Annotated in this window: 20 protein-coding genes; 13 read left to right on the top strand and 7 right to left on the bottom strand. The window is 63.7% G+C overall.

The features are described 5' to 3' along the window. Nucleotides 1–77 precede the first annotated feature (77 nt). The 8 genes from D5400_RS15455 (at nucleotide 78) to D5400_RS15420 (ending at nucleotide 6,404) form a co-directional block, all read left to right on the top strand. A complete protein-coding gene (locus D5400_RS15455; RefSeq protein ID WP_126010828.1) occupies nucleotides 78–668 on the top strand; it encodes a DUF2062 domain-containing protein in 591 nt (196 codons plus the stop codon). After that, entirely contained in the window at nucleotides 665–1,069 is a 405-nt protein-coding gene (acpS, locus tag D5400_RS15450; protein WP_126010827.1) for a holo-ACP synthase, read from the top strand. Before D5400_RS15455 ends, acpS begins: the two co-directional genes overlap by 4 nt. A gap of 200 nt (nucleotides 1,070–1,269) precedes the next feature. Further along, nucleotides 1,270–2,025, top strand: a complete 756-nt coding sequence (gene lepB, locus D5400_RS15445; RefSeq protein WP_126010826.1) for a signal peptidase I — start codon at nucleotides 1,270–1,272, stop codon at nucleotides 2,023–2,025. A 16-nt stretch (nucleotides 2,026–2,041) separates the two neighbouring features. Continuing rightward, complete coding sequence (rnc, locus tag D5400_RS15440) at nucleotides 2,042–2,758, top strand: ribonuclease III (RefSeq protein ID WP_126010825.1); 717 nt, start codon at nucleotides 2,042–2,044, stop codon at nucleotides 2,756–2,758. Between the two features lie 13 nt (nucleotides 2,759–2,771). Then, the gene (gene era / locus D5400_RS15435) at nucleotides 2,772–3,713 is read left to right on the top strand and encodes a GTPase Era (protein ID WP_126010824.1); all 942 of its coding nucleotides are present in this window, start codon (nucleotides 2,772–2,774) and stop codon (nucleotides 3,711–3,713) included. Between the two features lie 67 nt (nucleotides 3,714–3,780). Next, entirely contained in the window at nucleotides 3,781–4,527 is a 747-nt protein-coding gene (recO, locus tag D5400_RS15430) for a DNA repair protein RecO (protein ID WP_126010823.1), read from the top strand. 189 nt (nucleotides 4,528–4,716) lie between these two features. Further along, nucleotides 4,717–5,091 carry a hypothetical protein gene (locus D5400_RS15425; protein WP_126010822.1) on the top strand — a complete coding sequence of 125 codons (375 nt, stop codon included), beginning with the start codon at nucleotides 4,717–4,719 and terminating at the stop codon, nucleotides 5,089–5,091. An 83-nt stretch (nucleotides 5,092–5,174) separates the two neighbouring features. Beyond that, the gene (locus tag D5400_RS15420) at nucleotides 5,175–6,404 is read left to right on the top strand and encodes a PqqD family peptide modification chaperone (RefSeq protein WP_126010821.1); all 1,230 of its coding nucleotides are present in this window, start codon (nucleotides 5,175–5,177) and stop codon (nucleotides 6,402–6,404) included. A gap of 6 nt (nucleotides 6,405–6,410) precedes the next feature. Here the strand turns inward: D5400_RS15420 and D5400_RS15415 are convergent, their stop codons facing one another. Then, a complete protein-coding gene (locus D5400_RS15415; protein WP_126010820.1) occupies nucleotides 6,411–7,652 on the bottom strand; it encodes an MFS transporter in 1,242 nt (413 codons plus the stop codon). A 284-nt stretch (nucleotides 7,653–7,936) separates the two neighbouring features. On the opposite strand from D5400_RS15415, the gene nadA reads away from it, so the two are divergent. Then, on the top strand, nucleotides 7,937–9,010 hold the full coding sequence (gene nadA, locus D5400_RS15410; RefSeq protein ID WP_126010819.1) for a quinolinate synthase NadA: 1,074 nt from the start codon (nucleotides 7,937–7,939) through the stop codon (nucleotides 9,008–9,010). Between the two features lie 67 nt (nucleotides 9,011–9,077). On the opposite strand, the gene D5400_RS15405 is transcribed toward nadA, so the two are convergent. Further along, a complete protein-coding gene (locus D5400_RS15405) occupies nucleotides 9,078–9,668 on the bottom strand; it encodes a LysM peptidoglycan-binding domain-containing protein (RefSeq protein WP_126010818.1) in 591 nt (196 codons plus the stop codon). A 56-nt stretch (nucleotides 9,669–9,724) separates the two neighbouring features. Here D5400_RS15405 and D5400_RS15400 point away from each other — a divergent pair, with 56 nt between their 5' ends. Then, nucleotides 9,725–11,275: an L-aspartate oxidase gene (locus tag D5400_RS15400; protein WP_126010817.1), complete on the top strand. Its 1,551-nt coding sequence runs from the start codon at nucleotides 9,725–9,727 to the stop codon at nucleotides 11,273–11,275. 12 nt (nucleotides 11,276–11,287) lie between these two features. Beyond that, nucleotides 11,288–12,166 (top strand): carboxylating nicotinate-nucleotide diphosphorylase, encoded by an 879-nt coding sequence (gene nadC / locus D5400_RS15395; RefSeq protein ID WP_126010816.1) that lies wholly within the window; start codon nucleotides 11,288–11,290, stop codon nucleotides 12,164–12,166. Nucleotides 12,167–12,273: 107 nt separating this feature from the next. Here nadC and D5400_RS15390 read toward each other — a convergent pair whose 3' ends face one another. Next, nucleotides 12,274–13,065 (bottom strand): DUF4394 domain-containing protein, encoded by a 792-nt coding sequence (locus D5400_RS15390; RefSeq protein ID WP_126010815.1) that lies wholly within the window; start codon nucleotides 13,063–13,065, stop codon nucleotides 12,274–12,276. Nucleotides 13,066–13,303: 238 nt separating this feature from the next. Here D5400_RS15390 and D5400_RS15385 point away from each other — a divergent pair, with 238 nt between their 5' ends. Together D5400_RS15385 and D5400_RS15380 are read left to right on the top strand one after the other, a co-directional pair. Then, on the top strand, nucleotides 13,304–13,846 hold the full coding sequence (locus tag D5400_RS15385) for a sigma-70 family RNA polymerase sigma factor (RefSeq protein WP_245451312.1): 543 nt from the start codon (nucleotides 13,304–13,306) through the stop codon (nucleotides 13,844–13,846). Then, the gene (locus D5400_RS15380) at nucleotides 13,843–14,565 is read left to right on the top strand and encodes an anti-sigma factor (protein WP_126010814.1); all 723 of its coding nucleotides are present in this window, start codon (nucleotides 13,843–13,845) and stop codon (nucleotides 14,563–14,565) included. The genes D5400_RS15385 and D5400_RS15380 overlap by 4 nt, the downstream gene beginning before the upstream one ends. Before the next feature lie 19 nt (nucleotides 14,566–14,584). Here the strand turns inward: D5400_RS15380 and D5400_RS15375 are convergent, their stop codons facing one another. The 4 genes from D5400_RS15375 to ygfZ are packed head-to-tail and all read right to left on the bottom strand — an operon-like array spanning nucleotide 14,585 to nucleotide 17,562. Beyond that, on the bottom strand, nucleotides 14,585–15,559 hold the full coding sequence (locus D5400_RS15375; RefSeq protein ID WP_126010813.1) for an NUDIX hydrolase: 975 nt from the start codon (nucleotides 15,557–15,559) through the stop codon (nucleotides 14,585–14,587). Further along, nucleotides 15,556–16,089 (bottom strand): tyrosine phosphatase family protein, encoded by a 534-nt coding sequence (locus D5400_RS15370; protein ID WP_126010812.1) that lies wholly within the window; start codon nucleotides 16,087–16,089, stop codon nucleotides 15,556–15,558. Before D5400_RS15370 ends, D5400_RS15375 begins: the two co-directional genes overlap by 4 nt. 1 nt (nucleotide 16,090) lies before the next feature. Beyond that, nucleotides 16,091–16,669, bottom strand: a complete 579-nt coding sequence (locus D5400_RS15365; protein WP_126013382.1) for a YfbR-like 5'-deoxynucleotidase — start codon at nucleotides 16,667–16,669, stop codon at nucleotides 16,091–16,093. A 41-nt stretch (nucleotides 16,670–16,710) separates the two neighbouring features. Continuing rightward, on the bottom strand, nucleotides 16,711–17,562 hold the full coding sequence (gene ygfZ, locus D5400_RS15360) for a CAF17-like 4Fe-4S cluster assembly/insertion protein YgfZ (RefSeq protein WP_126010811.1): 852 nt from the start codon (nucleotides 17,560–17,562) through the stop codon (nucleotides 16,711–16,713). Nucleotides 17,563–17,636 lie beyond the last annotated feature (74 nt).

Raw genomic sequence — 17,636 nt, 5'->3', positions numbered from 1 at the left:
GGAAGCAGCTGCCGCGAGGTCGGACAGCGGCATGGCATTGGTGCAAGAAGCCATGCATAGGGACTTCAAGACGCCACATGCTCTTTCGTAGACGCAAGAAGCTCAGCCTTTTGGAACGGTTGCGCCTGTTCGTATGGCCGCAGAAGTCCTTCGCCCGCTCCATGCGCTATCTCGGCAAGCGCGTGCTTCGGCTGAACGCGACGCCGCACGCCATTGCAGCCGGTGTCGCAGCAGGCGTCATCGCCTCCTGGACACCGCTGATCGGCTTCCACTTCGTGCTGTCCTTCGCGCTCGCCTATGTTTTCGCCGGCAACATGATCGCCGCTGGCATCGGCACGGCGTTCGGCAATCCGCTGACCTTTCCCTTCATCTGGGCGTCCACATTCAAGCTCGGTCACATCATCCTCGATCGCGGCAAGCAGGAGGTCGAGCATGTCTCGATCAATCTCGGTGATCTCTTGAGCCGTATCGATTGGGCCCATCTCTGGCAGCCGATCCTCAAACCCATGCTGATCGGAAGCATCCCACCGGCGTTCGTATCGGGCCTCTTTTTCTATGGGCTGACCTTCTACAGCGTTCGCGCCTTTCAGAAGCGTCGCAAGCGCGTGCTCGCCGAAAAGGCTGAGGCGCGGGCGAGTGCGCGTTCGACGGCAGGAGCGCCTCTGTGATCGTTGGCATCGGCAGCGACCTGATCGACATCCGTCGGATCGAAAAGACACTCGAACGTTTCGGCGACAGGTTCGTCCAGCGTTGCTTCACCGAGGTGGAGCAGGTCCGTTCCGAGCGCCGGAAGGAGCGTGCAGCTTCCTACGCGAAGCGCTTTGCCGCCAAGGAGGCTTGCTCGAAGGCACTCGGTACCGGGCTTTCTATGGGCGTGAACTGGCGGGAAATGGGCGTGGTGAACTTGCCGGGCGGCAAGCCGACGATGGAATTGCTGGGCGGCGCTGCCAAACGTCTTGCCGATCTTCTGCCGGAAGGTCACGAACCCGTCGTTCACCTGACCATCACCGACGACTACCCTCTCGCACAGGCCTTCGTGGTCATCGAAGCCCGCCCTTCCGGCAGTTAGGCCCGCGACATGCTGCCGCGAAGCCTGCATCGCTTTGTTGCCGGTCTCAAGCGAAGAGGTTAAAGAAGTCGCCCGGAGGCACTTGAGCAGCCGCCACGCCGCCTGTGCGCGACAAGCCTTGAGCTTTATGCGGGCACTTGTCGGGAATTGAAAGATATTGACCGGTTCCACGTTGCTGGAGGTGCGGTCCAGGGGAACCGATGAGCGTGTCCGACACTGGCAAGAAACAAAAATCCGGCGCCCTTGGCGAGAACATCAAGGTCATCCTCCAAGCGCTGGCTCTGGCGCTCGTCATCCGCACGCTGCTGTTTCAGCCCTTTTCGATTCCGTCCGGTTCCATGATGCCGACGTTGCTCGTCGGCGATTATCTTTTCGTTTCCAAATACGCCTATGGCTACTCGAAATACTCGCTCCCGCTGTCCCCGGACCTCTTCGAAGGCCGCATCTGGGGTGCCGAGCCCGAGCGTGGCGATGTCGCGGTGTTCCGCTATCCGCCCAATCCCGATCTCGACTACATCAAGCGCGTGATCGGCCTGCCGGGTGACACGGTTCAGATGCGCAACGGCGTCCTCTTCATCAATGACGAGGCTGTCGAACGCGAGCAGGTGGGCACCTATCGGCCGGAAGGGCGCTATGACCGCGGCGAGGAAGTGCCGCTTTATCGCGAGACACTGCCAAACGGCGTCTCCTACAACACGCTCGATCTCACGCCGAATTCGCCCGGAGACAACACGCGCGAGTTCCTCGTGCCTCCCGGCCATTACTTCATGATGGGCGACAATCGCGACAACTCCGCCGACAGCCGCTTCGAAGTCGGCTTCGTGCCGTTCGAGAATTTCGTCGGCCGCGCCAACATCATCTTCTTCTCCATGGATGCCGGCACGTCGCCTCTGGAGCTCTGGAACTGGCCGAGCGATCTGAGGTTCGACCGCCTCTTCCAGTCCGCGCAGCAATGATCCTCAGGCCCGCGCCATGAAATCGAAGGCGCTGTCCAAAGGCGAGATCGAACGTCTCGAAGACCGGATCGGCTACAGGTTCGCCGAGCCCGAACGGCTGGAGCGGGCATTGACCCATTCCAGCTCGTTGGCCGGAAAATCGGGCAAGCCCGCCAATTACGAGCGGCTGGAATTTCTGGGCGACCGCGTGCTCGGGCTTTGCGTGGCCGAGATGCTGTTCACGGCTTTCCGCTCGGCGGCGGAGGGCGAGCTTTCCGTGCGTCTCAATCAGCTGGTGAGCGCGCAGACCTGCGCAGCCGTCGCCGACGATCTGGAACTGCACGAGTTCATCCGTACCGGCAGCGACATCAAGTCGGTGAAGGGCAAGCGCATGGCAAGCGTGCGCGCCGACGTCATCGAGTCCCTGATTGCGGCGATCTATCTCGATGGCGGACTTGAGCCGGCGCGCGCCTTCATCGAGAGGCTGTGGGGCGAGCGTGCACGGCGCGAGAACGCCGCGCGTCGCGACGCGAAGACGGAACTGCAGGAATGGTCCCACGCGCGCTCGGGCTCGACCCCGCTCTACCGCATTTTGGATCGATCGGGGCCGGATCACGATCCGCAATTCACGGTCCGTGTCGAGATTGAGGGACTTGAGCCCGAAACGGGTGTAAGCAGATCGAAACGCACGGCTGAACAGGAAGCGGCCACGCGCATGCTGGAACGCGAAGGCGTCTGGCCACAAAAATCATAAGGAAGAACTATCCATGAGCGAAGAGATCGACGAGCGGGTTGCCGAAAGCGGGACGCCCCCGGCAGCGACGCGTTCCGGCTTCGTGGCGCTCATCGGTGCGCCCAATGCTGGCAAGTCGACTTTGCTGAATCAACTGGTCGGCGCCAAGGTGTCGATCGTCAGCCACAAGGTCCAGACGACGCGCGCCATCGTGCGCGGCATCGTCATCGAGGGCGTCACTCAAATTGTGTTCGTGGACACGCCGGGCATCTTCAAGCCACGGCGCCGGCTCGACCGTGCCATGGTCACGACCGCATGGGGCAATGCCAAGGATGCCGACATCGTCCTGTTCATGATCGATGCCGAGAGAGGCATTGTAGGCGATGCGGCCACTATCCTCGAGGGCATGAAGGATATTCATCATCGCAAGATCCTGATCCTGAACAAGATCGATCAGGTGAAGCGCGAAAAGCTGCTGGAGCTGGCGGCTGCCGCCAACGCGGTGGTGCAGTTCGACGAGACCTTCATGATTTCCGCGCTTGGCGGTTCCGGCTGCAAGGACGTGCTGAAGTTTCTGGCAGACGCGCTGCCCGAGGGGCCCTGGTATTATCCGGAGGACCAGATTTCCGATCTCCCAATGCGCCAGCTGGCAGCCGAGATAACCCGCGAGAAGCTGTACCTGAGGCTGCACCAGGAGCTTCCCTATTCCTCCCACGTGGAGACGGAAGGCTGGGAAGAGAAACCCGATGGCAGCGTGCGCATCGAGCAGGTCATTTATGTCGAGCGCGACAGCCAGAAGAAGATCGTGCTCGGGAAGGGCGGCGAGACGGTCAAGTCGATCGGCCAGTCCGCCCGCAAGGAAATCGGCGGCATCCTCGATCAGAAGGTGCATTTGTTTCTGTTCGTGAAGGTGCGCGAGAACTGGGGCGACGATCCCGAGCGCTACCGCGAGATCGGTCTTGAATTCCCAAGCTGACCTCCCGACCTCTTCTACCATCGCCGGTGTTGCCCGGCATCTTTCCGAGTGAGGAACCGCTCACGCCATGGAGTGGCAGGATCAGGCCATCGTTCTGGGCGTGCGCCGGCACGGTGAGACGAGTGTCATTGCCGAGGTGATGACGCAGACGCGTGGCCGTCATCTCGGCATGGTGCGCGGCGGTCGGTCCAGGCGCATGCAGCCCGTGCTGCAGCCAGGCAACCGCGTCGAAGTGACCTGGCGCGCGCGCCTCGACGAGCATCTCGGCCAGTTTCAGGTAGAGCCCGTGTCGCTGAGGGCGGCGCGGCTGATGGAATCGGCGACATCCGTATACGGCGTCCAGGCGATGGCTGCGCTGTTGCGCCTACTTCCCGAGCGTGACCCGCATCTGCGGCTTTACAACGCGCTCGACATCATTCTCGACAGCCTGCATGCGCCGCACGAAGCGGGCGAGCTCTTTGCCCGGTTCGAGCTGGCCATGCTGGACGAGCTGGGCTTTGGCCTCGATCTCTCGGCTTGCGCGGTCACCGGAACGACTGCCGACCTCGCATTCGTATCGCCGAAGACCGGCCGCGCCGTGTCGCGCACGGTCGGGCAGGGCTGGGCGGACCGCCTGTTTTCCTACCCGGATTTTCTCGCACGGCAGGGCGCTGCGGCAGCCGATGAGGTCACGCTCGCCGAAGCATTTCGAATGACGGGGTATTTCCTCGATCGCGACATTTACGGGCCGCGCAGGCTGAAGCCGCCCGAGGCGCGCGAGGGGTTCATCCAGGCCGCATTGAAGGCAGCGCGCGCGGCAAACCCGTCGGACTGAACCGAGCGTCGAAATAAATTTGAAACGAGAACAAGGGCTTATGAGAAAATCGGCGCTTTTTTGCGCTGGCCGGGAATAGCCGGCCTGATCTTCCGTTTTCCCAGTATGCCGCGGCGACGCGGGGGACAGGCTTCTCAGGGCGACCCCAACGACACCGGGCAACACTGCGAAAAACGATAGGAGATGACAATGTCGGATCAAAACACGAATGGCAAGGTTGCTGCAGCGGTCGAAGACGATCAGCCCAATGTCGGCCGCCGGAAAATGCTCGCAATGCTCGGCCTCACCGCTGCTGCCGCTTACGTCGCACCAACACTTCTGAGCATCCGTGAAGCACGCGCCTCTGGCGGTTCAGGCGGTGGCTCGGGCGGTGGTTCGGGCGGTGGCTCTGGTGGCCGCGGCGGTTCGGGTGGACGTGGCGGTTCTGGTGGACGTGGCGGTTCCCGCGGATCGCGTGGCTCTGGCGGCCGTGGCAACTGGGGTGGCCGCAGCGGGTCGGGCCGTCGTGGTCCGCAGAATCTCGGTGGCTTCTTCCGCGGCATGCGCGACGATATGCGCTGGTAAGTTTTCCAGAATGAAGGAGGCGTCGCCTGTTCGGGCGACGCTTTTTCGCTTATGCTAATGTACATGCAGTTTTGGAGGTCGCGGTGCGCTCACTCTGTCTGAAGGGTCTGCCGGGACCGATCGAGTTCGCTTCGCCTCTTGAATTCGTCGCCGACGATGTGAAGCGCGTGCTGGTTGGGTGGCCGGAAGTCGCGTGCGATGAGCTTTCGTCGCGCGAGCCGTTGATGACTGTTTCCGGCACTCCCGACGCGGTTCTTCTCAACCATCGCTATATGGATACGCCGCGGATCGAACCGTCACCCACAAGCGCCATTTGTTCGCTGATCGTCGAACTGATGGCCGACTTCGTGGATGGCGACGACAGCCTCGGCAACCTGCATGCCGGAGCCGTCGAGTTCGCGGACAGGCTGGTGGTTTTCCCGGCCACGAACCGCGCGGGAAAATCGACCCTCGTAGGGGCTCTCGCCTCTCATGGGCATCGCGTTTTCGCCGACGATCTTCTGCCCATAGACCTCGTGCGTCTCGAGGCGATCGCATCGGGCTGCCTTCCGCGCCTGCGCCTGCCGCTGCCGGAAAGCGCGCCTGACACACTGAAGATCCACGTCGCCGCCAATGCCCTGCTGAACGACGGCTACTACACCTATCTCCCGGCGGCCGATGCGCAGCTCGCGGTTGCCCATGGCGACCGGTCGAAACTCGGCGCACTCGTGCTGCTCGACCGCCGCGAAGGCGACATCACGCCATCTATCGAAGCAATCGAACCCGACGAGGCCCTGTTGCGTGTGCTGCTGCAGGACACGAAAAACGGTCTCGGCACCTGGACCCTCGACCGCTATCTCGCGCTTGTCGGCACGATCGGCATCTATCGTCTGGTCTACAGCCGTGTGGACGACGCGGTCACCTGCCTCCAGGCAAATTTCGCCTCCTGGCCAGAACAAGAGCAACGCGCTTTGCAGATCGCGCGCGCGGCGGAGCCGGATGAAGACGCAGACGATGATGATTTCGCTTTTGCGCCGAAGCCGGGTCAGGCGCTGATCGCACGCGCGCCCCATGTGGTGGCACGGGTCGTGGGCCAAGCGGCCTTCCTCGTCGACCTCGACAGCAACGACATCCACCACCTCAACCAGGTCGGCTTGGCGCTCTGGAACCTCATTGCCAAACCGCTCGATGTCGAGACGATCGTCGATATCTTCCAGGAAGCGTTCCCTGATACGCCAGAGGCGCAACTGCGCGCAGATCTCGCCGCAGCCGTCGACAGGTTTCTGAAATCCGGTCTTGCCGTGCTAGAGCCGCCGCTTGCCGTCAGTGCGTGACGACGCCTATTCGGCCGGCGCGAGCACCGGCCGTGCCACAGGCTTTTCGGCAATCGGCAGATGGACCACGGCTGCGAAAAGGCCGAGCGCGACGCCGAGCCACCAAACCGGATCGTAGGTGCCGAAGCGGTCATAGAGATAACCGCCCAGCCAGACGCCGAGGAACGAGCCGATCTGGTGCGAAAAGAATACGATGCCGCCGAGCATGCCGAGATAGCGCGTGCCGAACATGATCGCGACCAGCGAATTCGTCGGGGGCACGGTGGAAAGCCACAACAGCCCCATCACGATCGAGAAGACAATCACTGAAAAGCCCGTCTGGGGCAGCAACAGGAACGCGGTGACCGCGATCGACCGGCCGATGTAGATCAGCGCCAGGAAGATCGGCTTGGAATAGCGCTGGCCGATGATGCCGGAGGCGATCGAGCCGATGATGTTGAAAAAGCCGATGAGGGCGATGGCCGTTACGGCGTAGGACGCATCGACGCCGATATCCCCGATATAGGCTGGGAAATGCGCGGTAATGAACGCGACCTGGAAACCGCAGACAAAAAAACCGGCGGTCAAGAGCAGATAGCTCTGGTGCCCGAACGCCTCGCGCAGAGCGGCGGCGATCGACTGGTCGACATCAGTCTGCTTTTGCGAGCCCGACGAGGAGTTTCCGCGTAGCGGCACGGCAAGCACGGGAATGGCGAGCATGATGATCGCCAGCACCACCAGCGCGTCGGACCATCCGAGCGAATCGATCAGGCCCTGGCTGATCGGGGCGAAGACGAACATGCCGGCCGAACCGGCCGCAGTGCCGAGTCCGAACGCGAAGGAACGCTGTTGCGGTTCCACATTGCGGGCGAACGCGGCGAGGATGACGCCGAACGAGCCGGCCGCTACCGCAAGGCCGACGAGCACGCCGCCGCCGATATGCAGCCAGACCGGCGCATCGGCCGTCGCCATGGTGACGAGCCCGAGAGCGTAGAGAATCGCGGAAAGGAGCAGCACGCGCCACGTGCCGTATTTATCGGCGATCGCGCCGAAGAAGGGCTGGCCCAATCCCCAAAAGAGGTTCTGCAGCGCCATGGCAAGACCGAAGGTGGTTCGATCCCAGCCGGTGTCCTGCAGCATGGGCAACTGGAAAAAGCCCATGACGGAGCGGGGACCGAAGCCGATCATGGCGATCAGGCAGCCGGAGGCGATGATCAGCCAAGGGAATGCGGCTGGCTTGTGCACCGCGCTCTTGGCTTGGTCGCTCATCGAAGGCTCCGCTCGGTTCGCACGGCTCTATCGGGCGGTGACGGGTTTGGACATGCGCCATTGCGCTCGACACTTTTAGGCCAGTGCCAGGGCCGCTGGAAGCGACTTTTTCACATGCCACCTTCAAGCGAATTGATGATTTCGCAATGGCTCGAGGAGCGTCACCGGCTTGCATTCGGATCGGCGAGCGCCTAAATCGCTTCTTGTCGGCGCTGCCGATTTTCTTTTTGTCGCCCTTATGCTCAAATTGAGCATTATGCGGCCGGGGACCGGAGGATGTGCCCATGTCACCCGCAGCACTCGCCATCAAGACGGACGGATTTCCGACGACTGCAGCCGAGCGGTTCGGCGTCGCCGAGCGCCCGTCGCTCGCCTTCACGCCGGAAGTCGCGAGAGCGACGGAGCATCTGTACGACCGGGTGAACCACCACATCCCGGCCATCGAGTGGCCGATCCACGCGCCCTATGTCTACGCCATCAATCGCCTGAAGGCCGAACGCGGCGCAGTCATCCTGGCCCACAACTACCAGACGCCGGAGATCTTCCACTGCGTGGCCGATATCGTCGGTGACAGCCTGCAATTGGCGCGCGAGGCGGCGAAGGTGGATGCCGAGATCATCGTCCAGTGCGGCGTGCATTTCATGGCCGAGACGTCGAAGCTGCTCAATCCGGAAAAGACGGTGCTGATCCCGGACATGCGTGCAGGGTGCTCGCTGTCGGAGTCCATCACGGGCGCCGATGTGCGCCTGCTGAAGGAGCGGTACCCTGGCGTGCCGGTCGTCACCTACGTGAACACCTCTGCCGACGTGAAGGCCGAGACCGACATCTGCTGCACCTCCTCGAACGTCCTCGCGGTCGTCGAGAGCCTGGAGTCCGATACGGTTCTCTGCATTCCCGACGAATATCTGGCGATGAACGTCGCCAAGCAGACCAAGAAGAAGATCATCACGTGGAAAGGTCGCTGCGAGGTGCATGAGCGCTTCTCGGCGGAAGAACTGATCGCCTATCGCGAGGCCGATCCGTCGATCCAGATCATCGCGCACCCTGAATGCCATCCAGACGTCATCGCCGTTGCCGACTTCGCCGGTTCGACCTCGGGCATGATCGATTACGTCAAGACCAATCTGCCCGGCCGCGTACTGCTTGTGACCGAATGCTCGATGGCATCCAATGTCGAGGCCGAGGTGCCGGGGGTCGAATTCGTCAAGCCGTGCAATCTGTGCCCGCACATGAAGCGCATCACGCTGCCGAAGATCCTCGATTGCCTCGTCGACATGCGCGAGGAAGTGACCGTGGATCCTGTCATAGCCGCTCGCGCACGCCTTGCCGTCGAGCGCATGATCGATCTCGTCAGCTGATATCAATCCGATGACACGGATAGTGCCGATGCTGCCGCTGCATCGATCGACCCGGCTCGCGGGAAGCCTAGCTCGCCGGGATGACGATCGCTTGGCCGACGGACAGCCGGTTCGGCTGAATGCCGGGATTGGCCCGCATCAGGGCGTTCAAGGGAACGCCGGCCGATGCGGCGATGCCGCTCAACGTATCGCCGCGCCGGATCGCGTAGCTGCCATTGCCGCCAGCATCGGGACTGCTGCGGCGCATCGGCGCTTCGCCCGGCTGACGGAACGTCGGCGACGGCTGCACGACGGGCGCCTGGCGCGTGGCGTTGAGGCCTTGGCGCGGCGCGATCTCGTTGTTCAGAGAATCGGGAACGGCACTCGTGCGACCGCCGGGGATGCGAAGCAGGCCCGGTTGATTGAGATCGCGCCCCGGATTGGCGCGGCGCAGATCGCCGACCGTCGTGCCGCAGCGCTGCGCAAGCGCAACCGCGTTGGTGCCGACCCCCGTCTGGGTTCGCGCAGTGCATTGGGCGAGTGCATCGGTGCCGAAGCCTGGAAGAGGCGCGGCGCTGAAAACCATCGCGGCGGCGACGAAGGCCCCGCCGATTCTCCTGTTGACCGGCCGCATCATCGGTTTGTTCAGAATGCTCATCCCATGAAGATAGGTGCTCACCTGCCCATCGTCCAATCACGGCTTGGCGATACACTTGCTGTGCCCGGTGTCACCGCATGAGTACCAACCGAGTGGAAAAGGGCGGCATCGTCATCATCGGCGGCGGCCTCGCCGGGCTCTTTTGCGCTCTGAAGCTGAGCCCGCGTCCCGTGACGGTGCTGGCATCAGCACCGATCGGTGAGGGAGCATCGTCCGCCTGGGCGCAAGGCGGCATCGCCGCTGCCGTCAGCGACGAGGACAGTGCCGAGGAGCATCTGGCTGATACGATTGCCGCCGGTGCCGGGATCGTCGATGTCGACATGGCGCGTCTGATGGTGCGGGAGGGCCCGGAGCGCGTGCACGACCTGCTCGCCTATGGCGTGCCATTCGACCGCGATCTGGAAGGGCGGCTGGCGCTTTCCCGCGAGGCGGCCCATTCCCAGCGCAGGATCGTGCGCGTCGGTGGCGACATGGCGGGCCGTGCGATCATGGAGGCGTTGATCGCTGCAGTGAGGCGCACGCCGTCGATCACCGTGATCGAAAACCTTCAGGCCGAGCGGCTTCTCGTGGAAGATGGTGCCGTCTGCGGGGTCGTCGCCCATGCCGATCGCGGGCAGGGTGCGCGGCTGAGATTTCCTGCGCGTGCCGTTGCCATCTGCACCGGTGGCATCGGCCACCTCTATCGGCTCACGACCAATCCTTCGGAGGCCTCGGGAACCGGCACCGGCATGGCGGCGCGCGCCGGCGCGGTGATTGCCGATGCGGAATTCGTGCAGTTTCACCCGACCGCGCTCGATGTTAGCCGCGATCCTGCGCCGCTTGCGACCGAAGCCCTGCGCGGCGATGGCGCGACGTTGATCAACCGTGCCGGCGACCGGTTCATGCAGGCGATCCACCCGGATGCGGAACTCGCCCCGCGCGATATCGTCGCCCGCGGCATCTTCGCCGAGATCCAGGCGGGCAGGGGCGCCTTTCTCGATTGCCGGCAGGCCATCGGCGATCATTTTCCTCAGATGTTCCCGACGGTCTATCGGCACTGCATGGAGGCCGGCATCGATCCGGTGACGGCGCCCATTCCGGTCGCGCCCGCCGCCCACTATCACATGGGCGGCATCTGGACCGATGCGGATGGTCGCACGTCTCTGACAGGTCTCTACGCGGCCGGAGAAGCCGCCTGTACCGGTGTGCATGGGGCCAACCGGCTGGCCTCAAACTCGCTTCTGGAAGCGGTGGTCTTCGCAGCGCGGATCGCCCTGTCGATCGCGTCCGGCAATGCCGGGGGCGCGCCGGCCGAACCGATCGTGGAAGAGGGTGCGTCGGCGGACGACCACGAAGCCGATCGGCGGATCATGGCCGATCTCCGCGACATCATGAACCGCAATGTCGGCGTGCTGCGCGAGTCCGCCGGCCTGACGGGTGCGCTGAGAGCCATGGCTACGATGCGCGGCGGTGACAGCATCGAGAACAGCCTGGCGGTCGCACGTCTGGTCACGCTCGGCGCGCTGTTGCGCGAGGAAAGTCGCGGTGGACACTTCCGGAGCGATTGGCCGGCCGAGGAGCAGGCGTTCGAACGGCGAAGCGCGCTGAAGTTAGCCGATGCCGAAACAATGATCGCGGATATCATCTGAAGGACGAGAGCCATGACCGACAGACCCTACTGGCCCGAATTGCCCGGTCTCCTGATCGAGGATGCGGTTCGCGCCGCTCTACAGGAAGACCTCGGCCGCGCCGGCGACCTGACGGCCGCGGCGACCATCGCGCCTGACAGGGAGGCGACTGCGACCTTCAATGCACGGGATGGCGGCGTGATCTGCGGCCTGCCCATGGCCAAGGCTGCATTTCGGCTGATGGACCTGGACATCTCGTTCGAGCAGCTCGCCCATGATGGTGATCGGGTCGAGCCGGGCACGGCAATTGCCCGCGTATCAGGCAAGGCGCGCGCCATCCTGTCTGCCGAACGCACGGCTCTCAACTATCTGATGCACCTCTCGGGCATCGCGACGGCGACATCGCATTACGTGAATGCGATCCAAGGCTCAGGCGCGCGGGTCTGTTGTACACGCAAGACTGTTCCGGGTCTTAGGGCCTTCCAGAAATATGCGGTGCGTTGCGGTGGCGGTGCCAACCATCGCTTCGGGCTGGATGACGCCGTTCTCATCAAGGACAACCACATCGCCGTCGCCGGCGGTCTGACGGCTGCAATCGAACGCGCCCGGGCCTATGTCGGGCACCTGGTTTGCATCGAGATCGAGGTGGACACACTCGATCAGCTCGCCGAAGCGCTGACGGCCGGTGCGGATGTGATTCTGCTCGACAACATGGGCCCGCAAACGCTTGAAAAAGCTGTGCGGCTGAAGAACGAGATGCGTCCGCCCACCCGTCTCGAAGCTTCAGGCGGCATCAGCATCGAGACGATCGCCGCAATCGCCGCAACGGGCGTCGACCTCATCTCGACATCGAAGATCACGATGGCCACGGCTCCGCTCGACATCGGACTCGATATCCAGCTCGGCGCTTGAGTCAAAAAGCAAAAAAGTCGCCGGCGATGAAGCCGCCAACGCCATGAAAAAGCCGCCGGCGAAAAAGCCGGCGGCAAGTTGACCCGTCCACGGGGAGACTTCGGGTATTACATGCCTTCCGGCAGAACTGTCAGGTCACGCAGATCGCCATCGACGCCGGTGATCGCACCGGCTTCAGTGGCGGCACCGGTTTCGAGATCGACCGTGTAGAGCGTGCCACCGGTGGCGAGCCAGGCGGTGTTCGTGCCGTCTTCGGTGGTCTGGACGTCGAAGGCGAAGGTGTCGCCTGCGCTTTCGATGCCGAGCTTGCCGATGGCTGCGAGCGTGCCGTCATTCGGCGATGTCTGCTGGATCAGCGCACCAATCGTGGCGTCGATGTCGTACATCGCGGTCGCTTCGGGCGAGCCGAACGAGTTGATGTAGGCAGCAGCCACGATGTTCGGCGCTTCGCCGGCATGCATGTCGCTGTCTTCGAAGGCCAGTTCGCCGTCGACCGTCACTTCACCCGTGTCGATGTTGACGCGGTAATTGGTGGTGCCGGTCATGTAACGCAGACGGTCGGCCATCGGGTTGAAGTCGACGACGACCGGTGCATCACCGATTTCGAGTGGCGTGTTCATCGTGGAAAGCTCGGTTGCTTCGCCGGTTTCCAGATCGATCGTCACGACAACGCTCTCAGGCGTGACGCCGACGATCGTGCTGTTGGCGGGGCGGTAGTCGATGCCGACCAGCGAATCGACGCCGGTGACGTCCATCGTCTCGGAGACTTCCAGCGTTTCGCTATCGAAGAGGACGAGCGTCTTGTCGCCGGTGAGGCCGAGCACAGGGGCTGCGAAGCCGGTTGCGCCGGTCAGAAGAAGGACTGTCGAAGCTGCAAGTGCTGTCTTGAAACCCTGCATGATCGTAAACTCCCGTTGTTGGTTGCGAAGAGGCGGGGAAGCCCCGTTCATGGTCAAGACACGGGGTCGGACCGTTTGGATGCACCCTGAGACGAATTATTTTTTGCATCCGTTTGTCGCACCCACGGGTATCGGGAGGGCACACTGCTTTACGAGAGGCATTTCGATGTGGCACTTGATGGTTGCGCCGGACAGCGCGAGTGGGGTCGGATTGGGAAGAGACCGTGCAGGTAGCATCGTGACATTGAACCATGCCGACGCCTTGGCAGGCTGTGCGCGCGGAGATCGCCAGGCTCTGAAGAGCCTGTTCGACACCGAAGCAGGGCGGCTTGTGGCCATCGCGCAGCGCATCGTCCGTCGACGTGATCTTGCCGAGGAGATCGTGCAGGAGGCCTTCATCCAGATCTGGCGCAAGGCGCACCAGTATTCGCCCGATCGCGGCTCCGCTCGGGGTTGGATCTATGCGGTGGTGCGCAATCGCGCGCTCAATGTCCTGCGTGACGGCGGCCGGGAGGAACTGGCGGAAGAAACCGATCTGGACGCACTGCGCGAAACGGCGACCGTTCATGCGGCCGACGACGTGCTCTCGCGGCTCGACCAGGAAAGCCGCCTGCGCCAATGTCTTGAGGCACTGGATGAGCAGAAACGCCGTAGCATCCTGATGGCGTATATCTCAGGATACACCCATGGAGAGATCGCCGGCCGGCTCGGGGTCCCGCTTGGAACCGCCAAGGCGTGGGTGCGCCGTGGCCTCACCACGCTGCGGGGGTGCATGGAATGACCAGCACGCCTCTCAGCCCCAGCGCAGTCGACCGGGCCGAAGACTATGTGCTCGGTCTGCTCGATGCGCGCGAAGAAGCCGCGGTCGAGGATGAGATCGAGCGCGATCCAGATTTGCGCGCCGCCATTGCGAGGGCGCGCGACCGCTTCCACGAACTTGATCTTGCCGCTCAACCCGTCGCGGTCACACCAGGCCTGTGGCAGCGCATCGAGAGCGCGCTGCCGACAACCGGGTCGAGCGCGCCGACCATCACGGCCGCCCCGGCACGGGCCGCAAACGACAATGCGGTGCGACGCTGGCGCATTGCTGCACTCTCAGGCATGGCGGCGGCCGGCATCCTTGCCGCGGCGCTTCTCGTGACACCATCGCAGCAGCCGCAGGCGCAGGTGGTCGCGGTGCTGATCGACGATGCGGGCGAACCGCTTGCAATCGTCGAGGATTACGGCGATCGCACAAGCCGGGTCACGCCGCTTGCCGAAATCGCCGTTCCGGCAGACCGTACGATGCAGGTCTGGACATTGCCGAACGAAGATCTCGGCCCTGTGTCGCTGGGCCTTATCGACCAGTCGGAAACGACTTTGCTGGATAACGGTCCGTCATTGCCGCTGCCGCAGCCGGATCAGCTCTACGAGATCACGATCGAGCAGGAGGGCGGCTCGCCGACGGGACGGCCAACCGGACCGATCGTCGGCAAAGGCTTTGCCAAGCGGCCGCTATAAAGCGTTTCCAAATGCATGATCAGCCCCGGCCGCCGAGCTTGAGGCCGGGCGCTGGCCGCTCGTCGAGGATCTTGCGCCGGAAACGGTAGAGCGCGGCTGGCCGGCCTCCGGTGCGGGCACTGGTTTCACCTGTCGGTTCCACCAGTTCCGCGCCTTCAACCAGCCGGCGGAAATTCTGCTTGTGCAGATGCCGCCCGGCAATGGCTTCCACCGTTGCCTGCAGCTCCGTCAGCGTGAATCGCTCCGGCATCAGTTCGAACACGACGGGCCGATACTTGATCTTGCTGCGCAGCCGCGACGCGGCCGTCGCCAGCACGCGGCGGTGGTCGAACCGCATCTGGACGCCGAGTGGCTGATCGAGACCTGTCGACGCGACCCGCCCGTCCGTCACCGCTTCTTCGAGAAGGCCGGCTTCATAGAGCAACTCGTAGCGCTCCAGCACGCGCTCCTCGTCCCAAGGAAAATCATCGAGGCCGAAGGCGAGGCGCAGGCGGGAGTGCTTGCCCGGCAGGCGCGCCGATCGGCTCTCGGCCTGCGGAGCACCCGCCCAGGCAATCAGCCGCGGCAGGATCAGCGCGTCCAGTATCTTCGGTCGGCCCTGGCGCCAGTCCTCCCAGGGCAGGAAGCGATAGATGCCGTGCCAGCCTTCGCCGTCATCGGCCGGGTCATCCTCGGTGGAACGAGTCAGTGCCAGATAGCCAACGGAGACGATGTGCGGACCGGTATCTGCCTCCTGCTTGTGCCGGCCGCGATCGCCGAACGTGTAGAGCTGCTCGACATAGCCGAGCGACAGGCCGGTCTGCGCGCTCACATAGGCGCGAAGGCCCATTTCCAGCGTCCGGTGCTGGCGCGGATCGAAGGGGCCAAGCGGCAGGGAGGCGAGGGCCGCCTGGTCGGAGACGGTGAGAACGCGCGGTTCGGATCCGGCGACGGTGATGATGGCCGCCGTCAATCCGATCTCGATCGCCGTCAGCCCGGCATCGTCGCCCCTCATGCCGGCGCACTGTCTTCAAGTTGAAGCGGAAAGACGAAGGGAATGCCTTGCGCCGTGTCGGCGCCACGGCCGATCGACTTCACGGCCCGGATCAACGCGCCGTTGCGGCCAAGAAGTGCATCGCCGATCTCGATCAGCCGCGGGTTCGGTGTCGCGAACGGTGCCGCCCGGCGCAGCGCCTGCGCCAGTTCCGCGTCATCGAGATCCGGGTCGAGTGCTAGCGCCGCAATCAGCGCGGCGGCGGGTGAACGCGACACGCCCATCCAGCAATGGATGAGAAGAGGCTGCGTTTGATCCCAGACACGCACGAAATCGACGAGCTGGCGCACATGGCTTTCCTGCGCAAGAACCAGTCCATCGATGGCAACGGCAATGTCGTTCAGCCCGAGCTGCAGATGATTGTCCGCCGCAATCAAGCCGGGGCGGTGCAGCGCCTGATGCTCCGCGAGAAGGCTGACCAGTGCGCCGGCACGGTGGCGAACGGCCGTTTCGGCAACCCTGTTCAGCGGACAGACCACCAGAAACGGCATCTCAACCGGCCTCCGCCCGACGCGCGGCTTCAGCCACCGCGAACCGTTCGAGAAAGAGCGTCTGCGCGTCTTCCGTCGCCAGCGGCTCGATCGACAGCATATCTGGCGAAACACCGCGCGGCGTGCCGAAATAGAGACGCGCCTCGCTTTCGCTGAAGCCGGCAAGCCGCGTCGCCTCGAAATAGGCCGCAATGGTATCGGCCCGCTTGATCATGGCCTTGGTCGCCGCGGACGGCACCGAGGGCAAAGAGAATCTGAGGTGAATCGCGCTCTGAAGACGGGCTTCTATCTCCTTGTAATGGCCGCCAAGAACCGCCTTGAAGGGCGAGATCATGTCGCCGATCACATATTCTGGTGCATCGTGGAGAAGCACCAGCATCCGCGTGGCCGGATCGAGCGTGAGGTTGATGCGTGTGGCGATCTCCTCGACCAGCACCGCGTGCTGCGCGACCGAAAACGCATGCCGCCCGATCGTCTGACCGTTCCAGCGCGCCACGCGCGCCAGTCCATGGGCGATGTCGGAGATCTCAATATCGAGCGGAGAGGGGTCGATCAGATCCAGCCGGCGGCCGGAGAGCATGCGTTGCCAGGCCCGGCCGTCGCGGCGTGCGTTCACGGGCGTTATGCCTCGCTCGCCTGCAGGTCCGTCGGAAAGCTGAGGCCGGTCCAGTCTGCCAGGCGGATGTCCACCGGCTGGTCGCCTGCGAGAATCGCCTTACCGGCGGCAATCGCAGCCCCGGTCTTGTCGATGCGCACGATCGCAAGCCCCTCGCTGCCGGAACGGCTGCCAAGCGTACCGATCGAACGGTCGTCGACGGTGATGTCGATATCGCCCGCCGGCAGATCCTGCGACCCGAAAACCTGCACCAGTCGCCGACGCGCGGTCGCCCGGTGCTGCATGCGCGAGACGACCTCCTGGCCGACAAAGCAGCCCTTCTTGAACGAGACCCCGCCATTGCGGTCCATCAACACGTCGTGCGGGAAGGCATCGGAAGGTGGAAAGTCGGCACCAAGCTCCGCGACGGAATTGGCGATGCGAAGCTTCACGTAATCTTCCGCCGGCCCCGTCGCCCGCTCGTGCCGTGGCGCGTAGAGGCGATAGACCGTCTCTGTGCCCCGAAAGCGTGTATCGCGCAGTGCACCTGCCGGCCGCTCTTCCTGCCAGATCGCCGCGACATGCAGGTCGTCCGCTCGCGCCATCTCGAGCTTGGCGCGCAGCCGGTAAAGTGTCATGCGGCGCGCGAAATCGTCGGCGTAAGCGGCATCGATATCGATCAGGAAGCCGGTATCCGCGTCGCGAGCAATCACGAAATCGAACATGATCTTGCCTTGCGGCGTCAAGAGTGCGCCCGCCACGGCATCGCCGGCGGCGAGCCCATCGAGATCAGGCGTCAGGACGTCCTGAAGAAGCCGCTGGGCATCCGGTCCGGTAAAGCGAAGAACGGCGCGATCTTCCAGGGTGACGATCGGCATGAGGGCGGAGCTCCCGTCAAAATCTCTTGGCGCTCGGCACAGGTAGCGTTCGGTCAGCGGCCCTGCAAGGGTGA

The organism is Georhizobium profundi, from assembly GCF_003952725.1.
GTDB lineage: Bacteria > Pseudomonadota > Alphaproteobacteria > Rhizobiales > Rhizobiaceae > Georhizobium > Georhizobium profundi.
Note: the sequence above shows the minus strand (reverse complement) of the source record. Positions and strands in the feature narration are given on the sequence as shown.